The organism is Priestia sp. YIM B13491 (assembly GCF_042787605.1).
Taxonomy (GTDB): Bacteria; Bacillota; Bacilli; order Bacillales; family Bacillaceae_H; genus Priestia; species Priestia megaterium_E.
Map to the genome: position 1 here is coordinate 1 of NZ_JBHZOR010000002.1, position 17,578 is coordinate 17,578.

The 17,578-nt window shown below is 36.3% G+C and carries 18 protein-coding genes and 2 pseudogenes; 7 read left to right on the plus strand and 13 right to left on the minus strand.

Annotated features, from left to right (window positions below; genetic code table 11):
* Nucleotides 1–112: 112 nt before the first annotated feature.
* Both ACFX4E_RS06175 and ACFX4E_RS06180 read right to left on the minus strand, forming a co-directional pair.
* Nucleotides 113–487, minus strand: coding sequence for a DUF5412 family protein (locus ACFX4E_RS06175; RefSeq protein ID WP_377238886.1), 375 nt, complete (start codon nucleotides 485–487; stop codon nucleotides 113–115).
* A 563-nt stretch (nucleotides 488–1,050) separates the two neighbouring features.
* On the minus strand, nucleotides 1,051–1,875 hold the full coding sequence (locus ACFX4E_RS06180; RefSeq protein ID WP_114895513.1) for an ATP-grasp domain-containing protein: 825 nt from the start codon (nucleotides 1,873–1,875) through the stop codon (nucleotides 1,051–1,053).
* 141 nt (nucleotides 1,876–2,016) lie between these two features.
* On the opposite strand from ACFX4E_RS06180, the gene ACFX4E_RS06185 reads away from it, so the two are divergent.
* Entirely contained in the window at nucleotides 2,017–2,883 is an 867-nt protein-coding gene (locus ACFX4E_RS06185; RefSeq protein ID WP_377238887.1) for a LysR family transcriptional regulator, read from the plus strand.
* A 622-nt stretch (nucleotides 2,884–3,505) separates the two neighbouring features.
* On the opposite strand, the gene ACFX4E_RS06190 is transcribed toward ACFX4E_RS06185, so the two are convergent.
* From ACFX4E_RS06190 to ACFX4E_RS06200, 3 genes are all read right to left on the minus strand, one after another.
* Entirely contained in the window at nucleotides 3,506–3,700 is a 195-nt protein-coding gene (locus ACFX4E_RS06190) for a DUF4181 domain-containing protein (protein WP_377238901.1), read from the minus strand.
* A 167-nt stretch (nucleotides 3,701–3,867) separates the two neighbouring features.
* A complete protein-coding gene (locus tag ACFX4E_RS06195) occupies nucleotides 3,868–4,224 on the minus strand; it encodes a DUF4181 domain-containing protein (protein ID WP_060746757.1) in 357 nt (118 codons plus the stop codon).
* 998 nt (nucleotides 4,225–5,222) lie between these two features.
* Nucleotides 5,223–5,783, minus strand: coding sequence for a hypothetical protein (locus ACFX4E_RS06200; RefSeq protein WP_098964589.1), 561 nt, complete (start codon nucleotides 5,781–5,783; stop codon nucleotides 5,223–5,225).
* A gap of 147 nt (nucleotides 5,784–5,930) precedes the next feature.
* Between ACFX4E_RS06200 and ACFX4E_RS06205 the strand changes: the two are divergent.
* Nucleotides 5,931–6,500: pseudogene (locus ACFX4E_RS06205) on the plus strand (Y-family DNA polymerase); the annotation flags it as partial.
* Between the two features lie 4 nt (nucleotides 6,501–6,504).
* Here the strand turns inward: ACFX4E_RS06205 and ACFX4E_RS06210 are convergent.
* The 4 genes and pseudogenes from ACFX4E_RS06210 to ACFX4E_RS06225 all read right to left on the minus strand — a co-directional run.
* A pseudogene (locus tag ACFX4E_RS06210) lies at nucleotides 6,505–6,624 on the minus strand (aldo/keto reductase); the annotation flags it as partial.
* Nucleotides 6,625–6,741: 117 nt separating this feature from the next.
* On the minus strand, nucleotides 6,742–7,986 hold the full coding sequence (locus tag ACFX4E_RS06215) for a Bcr/CflA family efflux MFS transporter (protein ID WP_043979293.1): 1,245 nt from the start codon (nucleotides 7,984–7,986) through the stop codon (nucleotides 6,742–6,744).
* Between the two features lie 213 nt (nucleotides 7,987–8,199).
* The gene (megL, locus tag ACFX4E_RS06220; RefSeq protein WP_098333546.1) at nucleotides 8,200–9,387 is read right to left on the minus strand and encodes a methionine gamma-lyase; all 1,188 of its coding nucleotides are present in this window, start codon (nucleotides 9,385–9,387) and stop codon (nucleotides 8,200–8,202) included.
* Between the two features lie 155 nt (nucleotides 9,388–9,542).
* Complete coding sequence (locus ACFX4E_RS06225) at nucleotides 9,543–10,592, minus strand: NAD(P)/FAD-dependent oxidoreductase (protein ID WP_098333547.1); 1,050 nt, start codon at nucleotides 10,590–10,592, stop codon at nucleotides 9,543–9,545.
* Between the two features lie 189 nt (nucleotides 10,593–10,781).
* Between ACFX4E_RS06225 and ACFX4E_RS06230 the strand changes: the two genes are divergently transcribed.
* From ACFX4E_RS06230 to ACFX4E_RS06245, 4 genes are all read left to right on the plus strand, one after another.
* A complete protein-coding gene (locus ACFX4E_RS06230; protein WP_098332329.1) occupies nucleotides 10,782–11,576 on the plus strand; it encodes an ABC transporter ATP-binding protein in 795 nt (264 codons plus the stop codon).
* Complete coding sequence (locus ACFX4E_RS06235) at nucleotides 11,577–12,497, plus strand: iron-hydroxamate ABC transporter substrate-binding protein (protein ID WP_377238889.1); 921 nt, start codon at nucleotides 11,577–11,579, stop codon at nucleotides 12,495–12,497.
* A gap of 81 nt (nucleotides 12,498–12,578) precedes the next feature.
* Nucleotides 12,579–13,589 carry a FecCD family ABC transporter permease gene (locus ACFX4E_RS06240; protein WP_098333549.1) on the plus strand — a complete coding sequence of 337 codons (1,011 nt, stop codon included), beginning with the start codon at nucleotides 12,579–12,581 and terminating at the stop codon, nucleotides 13,587–13,589.
* Nucleotides 13,586–14,593 (plus strand): FecCD family ABC transporter permease, encoded by a 1,008-nt coding sequence (locus tag ACFX4E_RS06245; protein WP_098333550.1) that lies wholly within the window; start codon nucleotides 13,586–13,588, stop codon nucleotides 14,591–14,593. The genes ACFX4E_RS06240 and ACFX4E_RS06245 overlap by 4 nt, the downstream gene beginning before the upstream one ends.
* A gap of 165 nt (nucleotides 14,594–14,758) precedes the next feature.
* On the opposite strand, the gene ACFX4E_RS06250 is transcribed toward ACFX4E_RS06245, so the two are convergent.
* On the minus strand, nucleotides 14,759–14,926 hold the full coding sequence (locus ACFX4E_RS06250) for a YfhD family protein (protein WP_081085297.1): 168 nt from the start codon (nucleotides 14,924–14,926) through the stop codon (nucleotides 14,759–14,761).
* 128 nt (nucleotides 14,927–15,054) lie between these two features.
* Here ACFX4E_RS06250 and ytzI point away from each other — a divergent pair, with 128 nt between their 5' ends.
* A complete protein-coding gene (gene ytzI, locus ACFX4E_RS06255; protein ID WP_016763550.1) occupies nucleotides 15,055–15,189 on the plus strand; it encodes a YtzI protein in 135 nt (44 codons plus the stop codon).
* 29 nt (nucleotides 15,190–15,218) lie between these two features.
* Here the strand turns inward: ytzI and ACFX4E_RS06260 are convergent, their stop codons facing one another.
* The 3 genes from ACFX4E_RS06260 to ACFX4E_RS06270 form a co-directional block, all read right to left on the minus strand.
* Entirely contained in the window at nucleotides 15,219–15,416 is a 198-nt protein-coding gene (locus tag ACFX4E_RS06260) for an XRE family transcriptional regulator (RefSeq protein ID WP_377238890.1), read from the minus strand.
* A gap of 45 nt (nucleotides 15,417–15,461) precedes the next feature.
* Entirely contained in the window at nucleotides 15,462–15,890 is a 429-nt protein-coding gene (locus ACFX4E_RS06265) for a MarR family winged helix-turn-helix transcriptional regulator (protein ID WP_098333551.1), read from the minus strand.
* A gap of 61 nt (nucleotides 15,891–15,951) precedes the next feature.
* On the minus strand, nucleotides 15,952–17,577 hold the full coding sequence (locus ACFX4E_RS06270) for a DHA2 family efflux MFS transporter permease subunit (protein ID WP_034275603.1): 1,626 nt from the start codon (nucleotides 17,575–17,577) through the stop codon (nucleotides 15,952–15,954).
* Nucleotide 17,578: the final 1 nt, after the last annotated feature.

The window sequence follows — 17,578 nt, forward strand, 5'->3', positions numbered from 1 at the left end:
TCCATTTCGGACACATCCTCTCAAAAGTCATTGTAAGGACTTAATTAAATGGTGTCCATGAAACTATACTAACTCCACTTTCATAAGAGCTTTTGTTGTTTAAGAGTAGAATTTAATTATCTACATCATTAGCATCAAACGTATCTTTTGTAACGTTTAATATATGACCACTAATGTTAACTGTTTTGTTATTTACCCATTTAACTTTAGCTGTTTCCTGAGGGTAATTCCAATAGATGTTTTTCCTTTTATTAAAAACTTTATTTGTATACGTCACTTCTCCTCTAATAGCAAAAGGTGTAGTCGCTCCACCACTCGAACGATATATCTTTACTATGTAATCACCGTTAGGAGATTTACTTTGAGAAATATATTCTCCCTTTGGAGCAAATCGTAGATAGCTAGGCGCAAAAAGAAACCACCAAACAAACCCTATAACTAGAAGAGAGCTTAATGCAACCAAACACACTATATATCGTTTTTTCAATTTCTAACCTCGACTCAATTATAATTTTGTTCCCATCTGATTATATATCAGAATTGATTTAAAAGATCATGAATATCATATACAAAATCAGTTTACATAAACACTCTTTCCGGAAGACATCAAAAAAGAGAACCCTTCTGGGAGTAAGGGTTCTTAGCCAGAAAAGCATATGAGCTATGCAGCTTTTTATACATCGTTGATCTCACAAAGTTTCTCTGGTAGACGGAGGTAAGAGACATGTATAAAAAGCGCATGTTTTATACATATGCAGAACGTTTCAAGTAATTGATTTTGTATACAAATGTGATATATTAAAAGTCAGACTATTTTTTACAAATTTCAACGTAACCCTATTTTTGAGCAACCTCCCGTCCACTATCGAGGTTGCTCTTTTATTTTTTTATCAATAAAAATTACTCTAATACCTTGTAATAGGTTTAAATGTCTCGTTCTTAAAAGTATGCATTTAGTAAAAGAATGTTTTAAAAAAGTTACTTATAATTCCATAAATCACGTAATGCATCCTCAATTAATTATAAGCTTAGTAAAATATTGAATTAAGTCTAAGGTTGAAGAGCTTTTTTTAATGATTTTTTCATTGTTTCTACAAATGTATGGCTTGTTTCATCCGATAATTCCAAGAGAGAAAGAAAAGGATTTAAATCTTCTAATTCGACTAACAAAAGCGCTCCTTCTTCAGTTCGACAAGCATCAACTCGCTGAATTCCCCAATTAAGGCCGTTCCATTCAATAAAACGCTCTGCAAAGGCCAAGTCTTCTTTAGTAGGAATATACTCTTTTAGAGCCCAACGTTTACTCTTATCTGGCGCGTAAAGGGCATATTGAAATTCGTGGTCAATGAAATAGAAAGAAACCTCATAATTAAAGTTAATAAAGGGCTGTACTAAAATATTTTTATTATTTGAGTTTATTTTTACAGGTAATTCACTTTTAGAGACAAGTTCCATACCGATTGAATCTGCACCATCTTTCGGTTTCACAATATAGGTTTCTACATTAGGTAATTTGTCTAAAAAATTGAGGTTATCAATTGTTGGAATGACAGGGAATTTAGAATTTGTTAACTCAATCAAGTATTCTTTTCCATTCATATCAGCCTTTCCGTCAAATGAATTGTATGTTTTCAAACCATTTGAAACTACTCTATTTCGAAATGCCTGATACTTGTCCTTAAATTTCACTATTGGACCTGCATTCCGAAATACAATTAAATCAAAATCTTTTTCGAAGGTTTCTATGTCTTCAGGATGGCAAATTACCAACTGAAACTCTTCTCTAAGCTTTGAAGTGAGGAACAAGTCTTCCTCATAGTATGCACGATCCTTTGCTTCATAGTATAAGTCTGTTACGAATAATAGTGTTTTCATTACACAGATCCACCTACTTTAATTTTTTATAAATAATTAATACATTTGTTATGAAACAAATTATAGGGTTAAAATACAAATAAATAAAATTCAATTTTTAAATAGTAGTATGAATAAATTTTATGGATAGGAAGGATAAAAGTGAGTTTAATAAAATATGAGGTTTTTAACGCAGTTATTGAGTATGGTAGCTTAACTAAAGCTGCAGAGGCTTTAAATTTAACCCAGTCTGCGATTAGTTATTCTATTTCAAATCTAGAATCCGAACTAGGCTTCTCTTTACTGATTAGGCATCGATCTGGTGTCAGTTTGACCAACGATGGAGAAAGAATATTAAAATATATAAGAGCAATTCTACATGCAGAAGAGAAAATGAAACAAGAAGCTGCTTCTATCACTGGGCTGGAAGTTGGTACAATTCGAATAGGCGCATTTACAAGTGTTTGTATTAAATGGTTACCTAGACTAATGAAGAGGTTTAAACAAGACCATCCCTCTATAGAAATTAAAATTCTACAAGGAGGATATCGGGACATTGAACAGTGGATTACTAATGGTTCCATAGATTTTGGTTTTGTTTCTTTACCTACAGCAGAATCTTTTACAATTACACCCTTAAAAGAAGACAGATTAGTTTGTATAGTTCCATCCAATCATCCTCTTTCTAATCAGGGGCGAATCCGTTTTGAGCAACTAGAAGAAGAATCCTTTATTGTTCAAAAATCCGGTTATGATAATGATATAAACCGTCTATTTAAAGAGACTGGTATTACTTTGAAAAATAAATTTGAAATGTCAGACGACCAAGCTATTATAGCCATGGTGGAAAATAACTTAGGTGTAAGCATCATTCCCGAACTAGTACTCCAAGGATTATCACCTAAATGTAGCATTCTTAGGTTAGAACCAGAACAGTATCGTACTATCGCAATTGCTACACCAAATTCAACAGAAATTTCTCCTGTTTCAAAAAAATTTATTGAATATGTAAAAACAGAGTTAAGGTAGATCAACATACCTGAAAGTTACCATAACAGATTTTTCAGGAAGAAAAAAAGGATTTCTAGATAAAAATATTTGACTTTATTCTTTTAACGTTGTGAGACAGAATCAAATACATCGTTCGAAAAAGTATACCTTTACGAACTTTTCTTTTTCATGAGAAATCTATCATCTTTATCGTTCGCTTAAGTTATAAAAACAATTATGAACGTCTTCTGGAATCCATGCACTTTTACGAACGTTTTTAGTAATAAAAAAGGATTCATACCGGTTAATTGATATGAGTCCTTTTGAAACATAGTTATATACCAATAGGTATTTCTTATAATAAAATTAATCCACCTATTATAAGAACAGCACCAAGCATAATACGGAACCCAGAAGACGACACTGGATCAGTAACTATATCGGATGCTACTGCTAAAAAAACTAAAGTTTTTTTAGTCTTTCCTTTTGTGTTTTTATCTTTTACAATGATTAAAATTCCCGAGATTAATAGATACAAACCAACTAGTAAAACTAATATAGGTATAAAAATTATTTCCACCTGCTTTTATGTATTATAGTGTATTTATTTTCTATGCTTTTTATAACGTACATAGCTCTTTGTGTATGTATAAATAAATCATTAGAAAACATTCAATATTGCTCCAATAATAATTGCTATTAAAAAATATATCAGGAGACTAAATGACAGTAAATATTCCCTCGTTTCTCTGTTATATCTCCACTCCATAAAGGTTCCGAAACTTAAATAACATAAACAGAAAATAATTAACATGACCCACATAGGAACCTGTTCAAAAGCAATAAAGAGTATAATAAAAACTTTTTTCTACCCATTTATGCCACTTGTTCACATAATTTTTTCAGTGTCGAGGTCATCTTTAACATTTAATTTTATAGCAAGATACTTTGTAATAAGAGATGCTACTAACAATAATAGTAAGAGGTATAAAAATGTTTTTAGCAATAATATTCAACTCCTATTTAAAATACATTTAATAAAGTGCCAACTCCTATAGAAGCTAAATAAAAGAAGAAGAAAATAACGGCTAAAAGGTGTTCCCTCGTTTCTCTTGCAAATTTCCATTCCATAAATATATTAAATCCCTGATAAACAATACAAAAAGCAGCTAAAATAATCCACATAGGGACTTGATTATAATAGCTTAGGGAAAATAAAAATATTATGTATAGTACAACTTCTATTCTTGAGTGCCACCTGTTTACTTTTTTTCTGTAAATCTCTGGATCGGTTTCTAAGTGCATCTTTTTTCTTAAGTATTTTTCAACATAATGAGCGATATAAAACGCTACTATAATAAAAATCAAAAATTTGTACATAAATACCTCCTAATGTCCAATAATATCTTTTTTTCTATTTTAATTAAATTAATCCAATTATTGTAGAATTAATTATATGATTTAAGGCAGGTTTCATTGAGCAGTAAGAAGAGGCTTCACTTGTGAATAAAGATATAGTAGCAATTGAAAGTGATAAAACTGCGTTTTACAAAGATTTAAAATATATGTTACTTGGGAAGATGACGCAATAACAAAAATAACTGTGTGACGAAAAATATGGAAGGTTAAAGAGCCCTTGTATATCAAGAGCTCATATTTTTGTATGGTTCCTAAAATCAAACTTATGGTAACTAAACTAGAAAATAAAAAGCCTGGATCTCCTTAGATACAGGCTTTTTCTCAACTCTGTTGTTTAAGTAGAAAAAAGTACTTACTTTAAATTAAAGGTTACTTCCTTATTTAGATATGGAGATGTAAAAGTTACTGTTTGTTCATTTCCCTATTGTGCATCATGAGCTCCTAAAACATTTAAATCGCTCATATCCGTATTTCGTGTCATGACATGAAGAGGTTCTTGATTTATTCGTTTTTTCACCAAAGGGAATTCCGTTTGTTTATAAAAATCATAGTAATGGTTAGTTTCTCCAAGACTCCAATTGGAATAACCAATAATAATTTTTTGGGTATTCTTAGGGGAACTTAGATCATAATAGTCAACTTTATTAGTATAAAAGAACGTGAACCACCCAACGATGGCTATAGGTACAATAAAAAACGGCCCAATTACTCCCCAAAAAACTTTAGACTCTTTTGTTTTGCTAACGGTTATAAGGACTATATATATAAATAGATAAAGTGTAGAACAAATATCAGAAAATATATCGAAACCTTTGAAGAGAAAACGTATAGGCTCTTTAGTGCTAAAAGATAAAAGAATAGATCTATAGAAAGAAGGATGATAGCTAACATTTTTAGTATACTCTTATTATTTTTATACTTCATTGACTACAAACCCTCCTCCTTTTAATTTAGAAATGTTAAATATTGCTGCTATTAATATCAAGTGAGTAGCTACGAGGTATATAATTTTTGACTTTTCCAGGTGAGTTAAATAGATCACTCTTACTGAATATCGTAAATCCAACCTCTTCCACATCCACAAATGTATCGACTTTATCTATATCGACATTTTTAAATTCTATAGGTTTATTCCATTGTCTCGAAGGAATTAAATCCTGCTCTACAATACCTTCTCCGTAGAAAATGAATATACTCAGCCCATTATTAACTAATTCTTCTGCTAATCCACTAACATGGCTCAATTTTTCTTCAGAATCAACTTTAATAATAGCACCATCTGATGAATGCTCATAAAAAGGAGTTTTATTTTTAATCAATGTTTCCTTTTCATGTCCAGAGAGCATTGAGTCTAAAACAAAAAAAACAGGTAAACCAAACATTTTTCGAACTAAAGAGATGATCAGATCATGATTAATGTCCCTAATCCCTACAGTAATAGATACAAATTTATCTTCTGGAAAGTCAAAACTATCAATTATACTTTGGTCTGAATATTGCACAAAATATTCTTTTTTCAACATTTATCCCCCTTTAGGGTTTATTCTTTTTGAACTCTTACCATTACGTTATGTAGTAGTTACTTCTGTTAATGTAACAATAAATTCTATGCAAGTGATAGCAATGATTGGGAAAAATGTAGAGTTTTTATTTTAGGAGTATTTTCAATGGAGGATGAACAGTTACCAAACAGAATCATTATATGTATCGACATGAAGGCGTTCTATGCTTCAGTTTCTTCTGTCATAAGAGGATTAAACCCGTTGAAAACAAAGCTTGCGGTAGTCGGAGATATCAAACGGTCGGGATCCGTTGTATTAGCTGCCACACCCTTATTAAAGAAAGAAGGGGTCAAAACAGGAAGTCGTCTTTTCGACATTCCTAAAAGGAAAGATATCCATGTGGTGAATCCATCCATTGAGAGGTATATCAAGGCTTCGACCTATATTTCGAGCTTGGTGTTACAGTATGTGGCTCCTGAGGATTTTCATGCCTATAGTATTGATGAGTTGTTTATTGATGCGACAGCTTCGTTGCATCTATTCGCTCGTACACCAGAAGAATTAGCCCACAATATTATCGACGAAATTTATCATAAGACACGCCTGACAGCTACGGCAGGCATAGGCCCTAATCTCTTACTGGCGAAGGTAAGCTTAGACCATGAGGCTAAGAATAGCCCAACAGGAGTGGCTTATTGGCGATATGAGGATATTCCCTTTAAATTGTGGGCTATTCATCATCAATCGCACTCGTTATAGCGTTGACTCCTTCATTTCCGTTAAGCTTGTATGTGCCAAAACCTATAGCAGGCAAGGTTACCCCGTCATTAAGGGTTATTTCAGGAATTACTTTACTCATTATTATCCACTCCTTTCGATCACGCCCTAAGGTTAGCATATATTATTCAATACTTAAATAAATTTGCATCACTCATTTTTACAAAGGAGTGATGCTTTCAAACATTCAAAAAAGTGATTACGGAGAAACCTCCGTTTTAAACTCGTTAACTTCGCACTTTTCTGTTTCTTTCTTGTTTTTAGTTAACGTAAAGAAAGCTACAAAACCTAAAAGCGCCGTACTAAATAAAATAGCAGCCATCGGAATCGCTGTGGTTTCGTTAATACCCACTAAAGGAGAAACAATGGATCCTAAAGTTAGTGGAAGCATGCCTAACACGGCACTCGCACTTCCTGCTCTATGTCCTTGATTTTTCATTGCCAATGTCACCGAGCCTGTGATCGTCATTCCTATAGAGATCATGTAAATAAAAATGGGAATAACAATCGTAGCCAGCGGCCCTTTAAGCATGGTCATGATAAGAAGTACGCTAGTAGCACTTACAGCCGTAATCACGGCAATGCGAAGCAGACTTCTTTCATGAAGAATTCCGCTAAAGCGCCCAATAATAAAGCTTCCAGTCACAATGGCCAAGCCGTTAATGCCAAACAAAATGCTAAAAACTTGCGGAGAAACATGGTAGATCCCTTGATAGACAAATGGAGTGCCTGATACATAAGCAAAGCTACCTCCGTGGACCAGTCCGACAATTAAGGCATACCCAATAAAAGAACGGTCTTGTAATAAACTGCCCATCGTGCGAATGGAATGACCAATTGAACTTGGCGTTCTATTTTCAATTGGCAAAGTTTCTTTTAAACGCATTGAAATTGTTAAGACAATTAAAAGGCCTATTAAACTTAAAAACAAGAAAATAGTATGCCAGCTTGCAAAAGGAAGAAGTAAAATAGCACCTCCGGCCATTGGTGCTATCATTGGCGCAAAGGCATTAATAACCATTAACAGAGCAAAAAACTTCGTAAGCTCTCTTCCACTAAAAACGTCTCTGACAATCGCGCGAGAAAGAACAACTCCTGCCGAAGCGGTAAACCCTTGTAAAAAGCGTGCGATGACTAAAGCTGTAATAGTAGGAGCCAAAGCACAGAGCAAGGACGATATCATAAATAAAGAGATGGAAATGAGTAAAGGTCGTTTTCGTCCCTTCGCATCACTGATTGGACCGATCACGATTTGACCAATGGCAAGGCCTAGTAAACATGATGTTAAACTAAGCTGTACAAGTGAAGCTCGCGCATCTAAATGATCAGCAATAGCAGGGAAACTTGGCAAATACATATCGATATTAAGCGGACCTAATATCGCAAGCGTGCTGAGGAGAAACGCCAATCCTAGACGTTTTTTTCCAGTTGGATTATGAAGCATAATAGCAGAGCACCTTCCTTACCTAAATATTGTATTTTTACAGATAACCTTTAGTCTATTGAAAGGCATCTCTTCTGTCTAGGACATTTGTCTAAAGATGTAGGTAAAGTTCCACTCGCAAAAAAAGATCTATGAGTGATGACATGCAGTTGATATTCAAAAAACAACGCTTGAAATATCCTTAAGATACTTCAAGCGCTGTTTGAGCGTTTGTTATATACTATCTAATGCCTGCTGTAAATCTCTCATAATATCTTCCCACGCTTCCAGTCCAACTGATAAGCGAAGGAGTTCATTTGAGATTCCCATTTCTTTTCGAGCTTCTTCCGGCACGACTGCGTGCGTCATCGAGGCAGGATGCTGAATAAGTGTTTCAGCATCTCCAAGACTCACCGCAATGGAAATGAGCTTAAGCTGATTAACCACTTTTACGGTTTCTTCATAACCGCCTTCCACTTCAAAAGAGAGAAGCCCCCCTCCTTTTTTCATTTGCTTTTGCATGAGAGAATAAGCAGGGCTCTTTTTATCACCCGGATAATAAACGGCTTTCACCTTGGGGTGGAGACTTAATTGTTTTGCGATGTGTTCAGCATTTTCACAGTGACGATCCATCCGAACGGCCAGTGTTTTTAACCCGCGGAGTAACAGCCACGCATCAAACGGGGAAAGAATGCCTCCGATATCTTTTTGCGTCGTTTTGCGCAGTACAGAAATAACCTCTTTGTTCCCTACTACAATTCCTGCAACAACATCTCCGTGTCCACCAATAAATTTTGTTGCGCTATGAATGACTAAGTCGCATCCAAGCTTCAGCGGCTGCTGCAAATAAGGAGTTGAAAAGGTATTGTCTACTACCACAGGAATTCCTTTTTGTTTGGCGATAGAAGCAACTAACTCTAAATCTACTAAAGTCATAGTCGGATTAATCGGTGTTTCAATATAAATACATGCTGTATCTTTTCTGATAGCAGCAAGAATTTCTTCTTCAGTTTCCAAGTTGGAGAAAGAATGATGGATTTGATATTTTTCCTCAAGCATTTCTAAGAGACCAAACGTGCATCCATACACTCCTTTAGAACACAAAATATGATCGCCTGCTTTTGTAAGTCCAATCAATACAGCCGATACTGCAGCCATTCCCGATCCAAATGCCAAAGCTGCTTCTCCTTCTTCAAGCTGTGCCATACGCTCTTCTAAAATGGTGACCGTTGGATTCGATAACCGGGAATATACATAACCATCTTCTGCTCCGCTAAACCGGTTTGCACCTTGTTCTAGAGATGAGAATGTAAATGTAGACGTTTGATAAATAGGTGGAGCTAAGCTATCAAAATGATGTTTTGATTCATACCCTGCGTGAATGGCTTTTGTTTCAAACTGATATTTCTCTTTTTCGTTCATACGGCTTCCCCCTTATGCACACAAGCACTATGTCATTTTTTTAAAATGTAAGCGTTTTCTTTTATTATATTTCTCTTTTCTTTTTTCGTTCCCTGCCTCCCTGCTTAGATAATTCCACCCTAGAAAAAGAAGCGACATGCACACTGCACCTCGCTTTACGTCATCATTTGTTTAATTAGTGCTGAATTGCGCTTTTTGAATACTTCATTATGAGAAGAAACCATAGCTGTCTTAGCCGCGGAGGGCTGAACAAATTGTTTTGCTTTGTTTACGGCATTAGCAGCGTCTTGAAAAGCACCTGTAATTAAATGGACTTTTCCTTCGTGCATGAGAATATCTCCCGCTGCATACACGCCTTCTACAGACGTTTCGCTTGCTGCGTTACCTGCAATATAGCAGTCATCAATGGTTTTAATATGTAATTCACTGTTTTTTAACAGCTCTGTATCTCTTTCATAACCGTGATTAATAATGACTTCGTCAATCGGTAAATAAGAAATTTCACCGGTTTGATGATTAGTCAGCTCAACTTTTTCAATAAATTCATGCGTCGCATCAGCCACTAATTTTGTAATAGATGTGTTAAGCAGACACCGAGCTGAACTATTTATTAATTGTCTCACTTGTGCTTCATGACCGTTTAGTTCACTGTTTCGATACGTAATATATACTTTTTTAGCAACAGACTCTAGCTCATTTGCCCAATCAATGGCTGAATTGCCTCCCCCGGAAACAATCACCGTTTTATTTTTAAAATGCTGCAAAGATTTAACCGTATAGTTTAAATTTGATATTTCAAATCGTTCTGCCCCTTCAATTTTGAGTTTTTGCGGATTTAAAATACCTCCTCCGACAGCAAGGATAATGGTTTTAGAGTAATGATGTTCACCTGAAGAACTCGTCAGCTGGAAAATACCATCTTCTAAGCGAGAAATCGATTCAACCTTCTCATTTAAAACAACAGTTGGATCAAACGTCAGCCCTTGTTCAATAAGCTGTTCAATAAGCTTTGCACCAGCAATAGGCGTTTGCCCTCCTACATCCCAAATCATTTTTTCAGGATAAACGTGTAGTTTTCCGCCTAATTTTGGCTGATAATCAATCAGCTTTGTTTTCATTTCTCTTAGTCCACTATAAAAGGCAGAGTATAGGCCAGCAGGTCCCCCTCCTATAATTGTCACGTCGAACAGTTCGTTATGTGTCATGAACACCCACTCCTCGCAATTAATTGTTATTGATTATCATTCTCATTTGAATATACATCTTCTTCACCGTTTTGACAATAAAAATAACTATTGACATCCCGAAACGTTCGAATTATAGTATGTAAAGTAAACGATACTGATAATCATTATCAAGTATTTGTTGTATTAAACGTAAACGGAGGGTCAGATATGGTTCGCCTATATACAGAGAAATTACATATTAGTTATGGTGAACGTCCAATAGTAAAGAATTTAAGCGTTAACATTCCAGATAAAAAGATTACCACGATTATTGGTTCAAACGGATGCGGCAAATCAACGCTTTTAAAAGCCGTCACCCGCATTATTTCTCATCAATCCGGTTCCGTCATTTTAGATGGCGAAAATATTTCAACAGAACATACAAAAGCACTCGCTAAAAAAATGGCCATTCTCCCTCAAACCCCTGAAAGTGCCAGCGGCTTAACTGTTGGAGAACTTGTATCTTATGGGCGATTTCCCTATCAAAAAGGGTTTGGGCGTCTGTCGAAACAAGACTATCAAACGATTGACTGGGCGCTTGAAGTAACCGGAACAAAAGATTACAAATTTCGTCTCGTTGACTCTCTTTCAGGCGGTCAGCGTCAGCGAGTGTGGATTGCAATGGCTTTAGCTCAAGAAACAGATATTATATTCCTCGATGAGCCGACTACCTACTTGGATATGGCTCATCAGTTAGAAGTGCTTGAGCTGCTTCAAAAGCTAAACAAAGAGCAAGGACGTACCGTCGTAATGGTGCTTCACGATTTAAATCAAGCCGCTCGTTTTGCAGATTATATTATCGCTTTAAAAGATGGAGAAATTGTTAAAGCCGGAACGTGTGACGAAGTCATCACGCATGACGTTTTAAAAAAAGTGTTTCATATCGACGCTGAAATCGGACGAGACCCGAGAACCAATAAACCAATGTGCATCACGTATAACTTATTAAGAGGAGATAACTAAATGAAAAAATTACTGCTTCCATTCATGCTCATATTCGTACTACTTATTAGTGCCTGCAGCAGCGGTTCAACTGAAAGCAAAAATGATTCTAGCAAAAATGGCGAATCTAAGACAATCATATATCAATCTGAAGACGGCCCTGTAAAAGTTCCGGCTAACCCGAAACGTGTTGTAGTGTTAGGCTCCTACGCAGGTAACGTCATGTCATTAGGTGTCAATATTGTCGGAGTTGATTCATGGTCTAAAATGAATCCCCGCTTTGAAAAGAAATTAAAAGGCGTTGAAGAAGTATCAGATGAAAATTTAGAAAAGATCATTAAATTAAAGCCTGACCTAATTATTGGCTTATCTACTACAAAAAACGTTGATAAATTGAAAAAAATTGCTCCTACCGTTACGTATACATACGATAAAGTAGATTACCTTACTCAGCATGTAGAAATCGGCAAACTATTAAATAAAGAAAAAGAAGCACAGTCATGGGTAAACGATTTTAAAAAGCGTGCGGCAAAATTTGGTTCTGACATCAAAGCTAAAATTGGCGACGATACCACGGTTTCAGTTATTGAAAACTTTGACAAGCAGCTTTATGTGTTTGGCGATAACTGGGGACGCGGAACAGAAATTCTTTATCAAGAAATGAAATTAAAAATGCCGGAGAAAGTAAAAGACATGGCTTTGAAAGATGGTTACTATGCAATTTCACCAGAAGTTCTTCCTGAATATGCCGGAGATTATTTAATCTTCAGCAAAAACCAAGATGGAGATACATCATTTGAGAAAACAGATACGTACAAAAATATTCCTGCTGTAAAGAATAATCACGTATTTGAAGCAAATGCAAAAGAATTTTATTTTAATGATCCAATCACATTAGATTATCAACTAGATTTCTTTACTCAAAAATTTCTTGGCAAGTAATTCATTCAAGAGGAATTCTTTTTAGAATTCCTCTTGCTTTGTTTTACTACATTTATTCTTACATGAAAAGATGGGTGTTTTATGAAAATAGACAATCAGCGTTTCATTCCTTTTTTATATAAATTGATAGGTATGCTGCTCGTATTCATCATAATGTTTGGTTCTTCAATGGTTTTTGGCGCTGCTGATATATCGATAAAAGATGTGTGGCTAGCGCTTTCATCAAGCAGTGTAAACGAACAGATTTCGATCATCCGAGATATTCGTTTACCTCGTGAAATCGCCGCTGTTTTTGTTGGCGCTGCTTTATCAGTATCAGGGGCGATTATGCAAGGTATGACAAGAAATCCTCTTGCAGATCCAGGACTTTTAGGCTTAACTTCTGGCGCAAATGCAGCTTTAGCTGTAACCATTGCCTTTATCCCTTCTGTAAATTATTTAGGTATTACGATTGCTTGCTTTATCGGAGCTGCGGTTGGCGCAATTTTGGTATTTGGAATTGCTGCTATAAAAAGAGGCGGTTTTTCTCCGCTTCGAATTGTACTAGCCGGGGCTGCCGTTTCAGCGTTTCTTTATGCGATCGGAGAAGGCGTCGGTATTTATTTTAAAATTTCAAAAGATGTATCGATGTGGACTGCTGGCGGAATGGTAGGCACTTCTTGGGAACAGCTTCAAATCATTGTTCCTTTTATTGTCGGAGGTATATTCATTGCCCTTTTGCTTTCCCGGCAGCTTACTATTTTAAGCTTAAACGAAGAAGTCGCTGTGGGGTTAGGTCAGCAAACAACAAAGGTCAAAACCATTTTATTTGTTGTGATGATTCTTCTTGCAGGTGCTTCTGTTGCGCTAGTCGGAAACATGGTGTTTATCGGCTTGATGATTCCTCATATTGTACGAGGAATTGTAGGAACCGACTATCGTTATATTATCCCTATGTCCGCTGTCACTGGCGCAGCGTTTATGCTGCTCGCTGATACGTTGGGCCGAACCGTAAGTGCGCCTTATGAAACACCGATAGCAGCAGTTGTATCCATGATTGGTTTACCTTTCTTTTTAGTCATTGTTCGTAAAGGAGGAAGAGCATTCTCATGATCCACCCAGCGCTTATTAGAAAACAACGAATAATTATGATGCTGCTCACTGTTTTGATTCTTGGAACGATTGTAATAGGGATGGGGCTTGGGGATGCCTCCCTTCCTTATAATAAAGTATTTCCTACTCTGTTTGGCAAAGGGAATTTTGCAGATGAGTTTGTTCTTTTTTCAATTCGACTTCCGCGAATTATCATTACTCTTTTAGCAGGAATGGCTCTAGCTTTATCAGGCGCTATCTTACAAGGGGTTACGCGCAATGACTTAGCGGAACCTGGAATTATAGGAATTAATTCAGGAGCAGGCGTCGCAATTGCCGTATTCTTTTTATTTTTTCCAATTGAAGCTGGCTCTTTCGTGTATGCTCTTCCGTTAGTAGGGTTCATCGGTGCCTTGTTTACAGCTGGTCTTATCTACCTTTGTGCATATAGTAAAAGCCAAGGACTGCAGCCTGTAAAACTTATTTTAACAGGCGTAGGTTTTTCGATGGCTCTTTCTGGAATGATGGTGGTGATTATGTCATCAGCTGATCGTGCTAAAGTTGATTTTATTGCTAAATGGATTGCAGGAAACATTTGGGGGACAGACTGGCCTTTTATATGGGCACTTCTACCTTGGCTGCTTGTCTTGATTCCTTTTATATTGTACAAAGCAAATTCATTAAACATTTTTAACTTAAATGAAGCTGCAGCTATTGGAGTCGGTATCGCTATGGAGAAAGAGCGTATCACATTGCTTCTAGCCGCGGTTGCATTAGCGGCAGCCGCAGTTTCAGTTACAGGCGGCGTGGCCTTTATTGGGCTTCTTGCTCCTCATATTGCCAAAGGCTTAGTCGGACCGAGAAACCAGCTTTTTATTCCCGTTGCCATTTTACTTGGCGGCTGGCTCTTGCTGATTGCAGATACAATAGGACATAACATTGCCGATCCTAACGGTGTACCAGCAGGAATTATTGCCGCCGTAATCGGTACTCCTTACTTTGTTTATTTACTTTTGAAAAAATAATAAACGAGGCTGAGAAATAACAACGTCAATCCAATCTAAAGACAAACCAATTGAATGTATGAGCTGAACCGCTCGTTACACCATAACAAAAATAACGAACCGCTAATCAAACATTTTGATTAGCGGTTCGTTTTTCACTTGGGCTAAAATACTTTTATCTCAGCTTTAGTTTTGCTTTTTTTGTCTTTCATCTGCAGCGTTCGCTCTAGCCTGAGCTTCTAAATCGTCTTGGTCTGCTAATTCACGAGAAAACTCTTCGTCTACTCCATCTGCTTTAGATGAAGGATAATCCGCTACCTTTTTTAATTGTTTTTTCAACTCTTTTTCATTCATTATAAACACTCCTTTATTTTAGGCTGTTACTAGTATGCGTTTGTCGTTTCTGCACTATGTGGAGAAAGAAGGAATTTTACCAATAAGACCGAAAGCATATGTAATAAGAAAAAGAAAGGACGTTTTATATGATCATCATTATTACGCTCTCTATTATCATTGTATTTGTTATTTTACTGCTATGCATAGTTACTACTTCGAAAGCTTACGATTATAAACATACGGTAGATCCGCTTACAAAAAAACAAGACGAAAAAAAGTAGGTGCGCTCGTTTCACACCTACTTTTTGTATTACCCTTGCAGTGTTTCTAAATCGTGATCGTTCAATTGAAATGCTTGCTTAATTTTGTCTTCCAAGTTTTTTGTTACTCTTCGCTTCCCCACTTCAACCAGTGCAATTAAAGAAAAACTGCAGTTTACTGCTTGAGCGAAGTTTCGCTGATTCATATTGTAGTTTTTTCGAATATTTTTTACCGTTTCTTTATTCATTTACACTCACTTCGCTTAACTCAATATACTTTTTTCTACTCAACTTCAAGTCACATGTTCATCTAGCTGTCGACAGAGCGTGAGAAATTGCTGCTGTTCTTCTTCTTTATAGCAAGCAAACAGTTTTTCAACCCCTTGCTGCATGTCTTTTTCAGCAGCTTGAATCACTTGCTTCCCTTTGTTTGTAAGCTCGACCATAACTTTACGCCGATCTCTTTTTGAATGGTAGCGCTCCACAAGATTCAGTTCATACAAACGTGTAATCGATGCTGTAATAACGCTTGGGCTCGCCTTTATCTCGTCTGCCAATTTGGTGACAGGCATTGTATCTGCACGTTCAACAATCAGTAAAATATGATATTGAAAAGGGGTAATTCCGTAATGCTGTAAAAGGCTTTTTACATTTGTCATTACTTTTTTGTTTAAAGATATTGAAATTCTTTGAATTTCTTCACCAAATATCAATGGATCCATCCGCCTCACTGCCCCTTTCTCTCCAACATTTTTATGATGAACTTTAGATTTCTATAGCTCCTTATGAATTTATACTTTTTGGAGCTGGAAGCATACGAATATCTTCCTCTTGAGCTTTTGATTTCTTTTCTTCGACTACTTTATCTTTACGTACGTCACGAAGGAAGAAACTTAAAATTAAACCAATAACAGAAATTGCTGTTGCCCAGTAAAAGGCATCGTTAATACCTTGGATCGTACCTTGCTGCGTCATTTTTCCAGATAAAACCTTCAGCGCTTGCTGCTGAGCCTGATCTTGTGATAAATGCAAAGTAGCAGCTACTTTTTGTACAAATAAATGAAAGCTGTTCATAAAGAATGGATCAGACGTATTCATGGAACTGCTGATTTCATTTACATGATACGTTGTACGGTTCGTAAAAATGGTCGTCATTAAACTAATACCAATTGAACCACTTACTTGACGAAGCGTATTAGACATTGATGTTCCGTGACTGCTTAGTCGCTGCGGAAGCTGATTCAAACCCGCTGTCATAATCGGCATCATTAACAGTGACATACCGAACGAGCGAATAATATAAATCGCTAAAATATGATTAAACGGTGTATCCATCGTCAGCTTCGTAAATTCAAACGTTGAAATAGATGTAATGAGCATACCAACGATTGCTAGCGGACGAGGTCCCACCTTATCAAACAATGTACCTGAAATCGGCGACATAACCAGCATAACAAGTGCGCCAGGAAGCAAGAGCAGTCCTGAATCAAAAGCAGAATATCCGCGGATATTTTGCAAGTAAATTGGAAGCAAGAACATACCTGCGTACATACTGATTGTAATCGCAATACTAATAATATTTGATAGTGAAAAAATATTATATTTAAACACACGCATATCCAATAGCGGCTTTTCAGATTTAATTTGTTGAAGAACAAATATAATTAAAAGAACTGCTCCACCAATGATTGTAGAAAGAACAACTGAATCCGTCCAGCCGTCATTTCCAGCTTCACTGAATCCATAAAGCAATAATCCCATACCTGCAAGTGATGTCACAACAGAAGGCATGTGAACTTTTACATCCTTTGGAGGCTGAATGTCTTTTAATTGAAAGAAAGCAATAATTAATACAATGGCACCTAATGGCACCATGCCGTTAAAAAGGATGTGCCAATCATAGTTTTGAATAACCCATCCAGATAACGTTGGTCCAATAGCCGGTGCGAACATCATGGCTAAACCAAAAATCCCCATCCCTTTTCCTCGCATGTGAGGAGGGAAAATAAACACAATAATGGTCATAACAAGAGGCGATAAGACACCTCCGCCAATAGCTTGAATTAAACGGCCGGTAAGCATAATCGAAAACGTAGGTGCAATTCCGCAAATCAATGACCCTACTGTAAAACAAAACATTGCAAATAAGAACAAGCGACGCACACCAAATCGTTCAATTAAAAAAGCTGAAAGCGGAATTAACGCCCCGTTCACAAGCATATATCCTGTTAACAACCACTGAGCTGTATTTGCCGTTACGCCAAACTCAGTAATCAAATGCGGGATGGCTACGTTCAGTAACGTTTGGTTTAATATCGCAAGAAACAAACCAAGCATTAAAACAATCAATAGCGGAATATGCTTTTTGATGGATCCATCACTTGTGTTTTCTATACTGGCTGTCATCATA

What these genes read in the sequence shown, in the direction of transcription:
- ACFX4E_RS06245 (WP_098333550.1), top strand. Translation starts at nt 13,586, where the DNA reads ATGATCCACCCAGCGCTTATTAGAAAACAACGAATAATTATGATGCTG.
- ACFX4E_RS06180 (WP_114895513.1), bottom strand. Translation starts at nt 1,875, where the DNA reads ATGAAAACACTATTATTCGTAACAGACTTATACTATGAAGCAAAGGAT.
- ACFX4E_RS06225 (WP_098333547.1), bottom strand. Translation starts at nt 10,592, where the DNA reads ATGACACATAACGAACTGTTCGACGTGACAATTATAGGAGGGGGACCT.
- ACFX4E_RS06240 (WP_098333549.1), top strand. Translation starts at nt 12,579, where the DNA reads ATGAAAATAGACAATCAGCGTTTCATTCCTTTTTTATATAAATTGATA.
- megL (WP_098333546.1), bottom strand. Translation starts at nt 9,387, where the DNA reads ATGAACGAAAAAGAGAAATATCAGTTTGAAACAAAAGCCATTCACGCA.
- ACFX4E_RS06235 (WP_377238889.1), top strand. Translation starts at nt 11,577, where the DNA reads ATGAAAAAATTACTGCTTCCATTCATGCTCATATTCGTACTACTTATT.
- ACFX4E_RS06260 (WP_377238890.1), bottom strand. Translation starts at nt 15,416, where the DNA reads ATGAATAAAGAAACGGTAAAAAATATTCGAAAAAACTACAATATGAAT.
- ACFX4E_RS06215 (WP_043979293.1), bottom strand. Translation starts at nt 7,986, where the DNA reads ATGCTTCATAATCCAACTGGAAAAAAACGTCTAGGATTGGCGTTTCTC.
- ACFX4E_RS06250 (WP_081085297.1), bottom strand. Translation starts at nt 14,926, where the DNA reads ATGAATGAAAAAGAGTTGAAAAAACAATTAAAAAAGGTAGCGGATTAT.
- ACFX4E_RS06230 (WP_098332329.1), top strand. Translation starts at nt 10,782, where the DNA reads ATGGTTCGCCTATATACAGAGAAATTACATATTAGTTATGGTGAACGT.
- ACFX4E_RS06195 (WP_060746757.1), bottom strand. Translation starts at nt 4,224, where the DNA reads ATGTACAAATTTTTGATTTTTATTATAGTAGCGTTTTATATCGCTCAT.
- ACFX4E_RS06270 (WP_034275603.1), bottom strand. Translation starts at nt 17,577, where the DNA reads ATGATGACAGCCAGTATAGAAAACACAAGTGATGGATCCATCAAAAAG.
- ACFX4E_RS06265 (WP_098333551.1), bottom strand. Translation starts at nt 15,890, where the DNA reads ATGGATCCATTGATATTTGGTGAAGAAATTCAAAGAATTTCAATATCT.
- ytzI (WP_016763550.1), top strand. Translation starts at nt 15,055, where the DNA reads ATGATCATCATTATTACGCTCTCTATTATCATTGTATTTGTTATTTTA.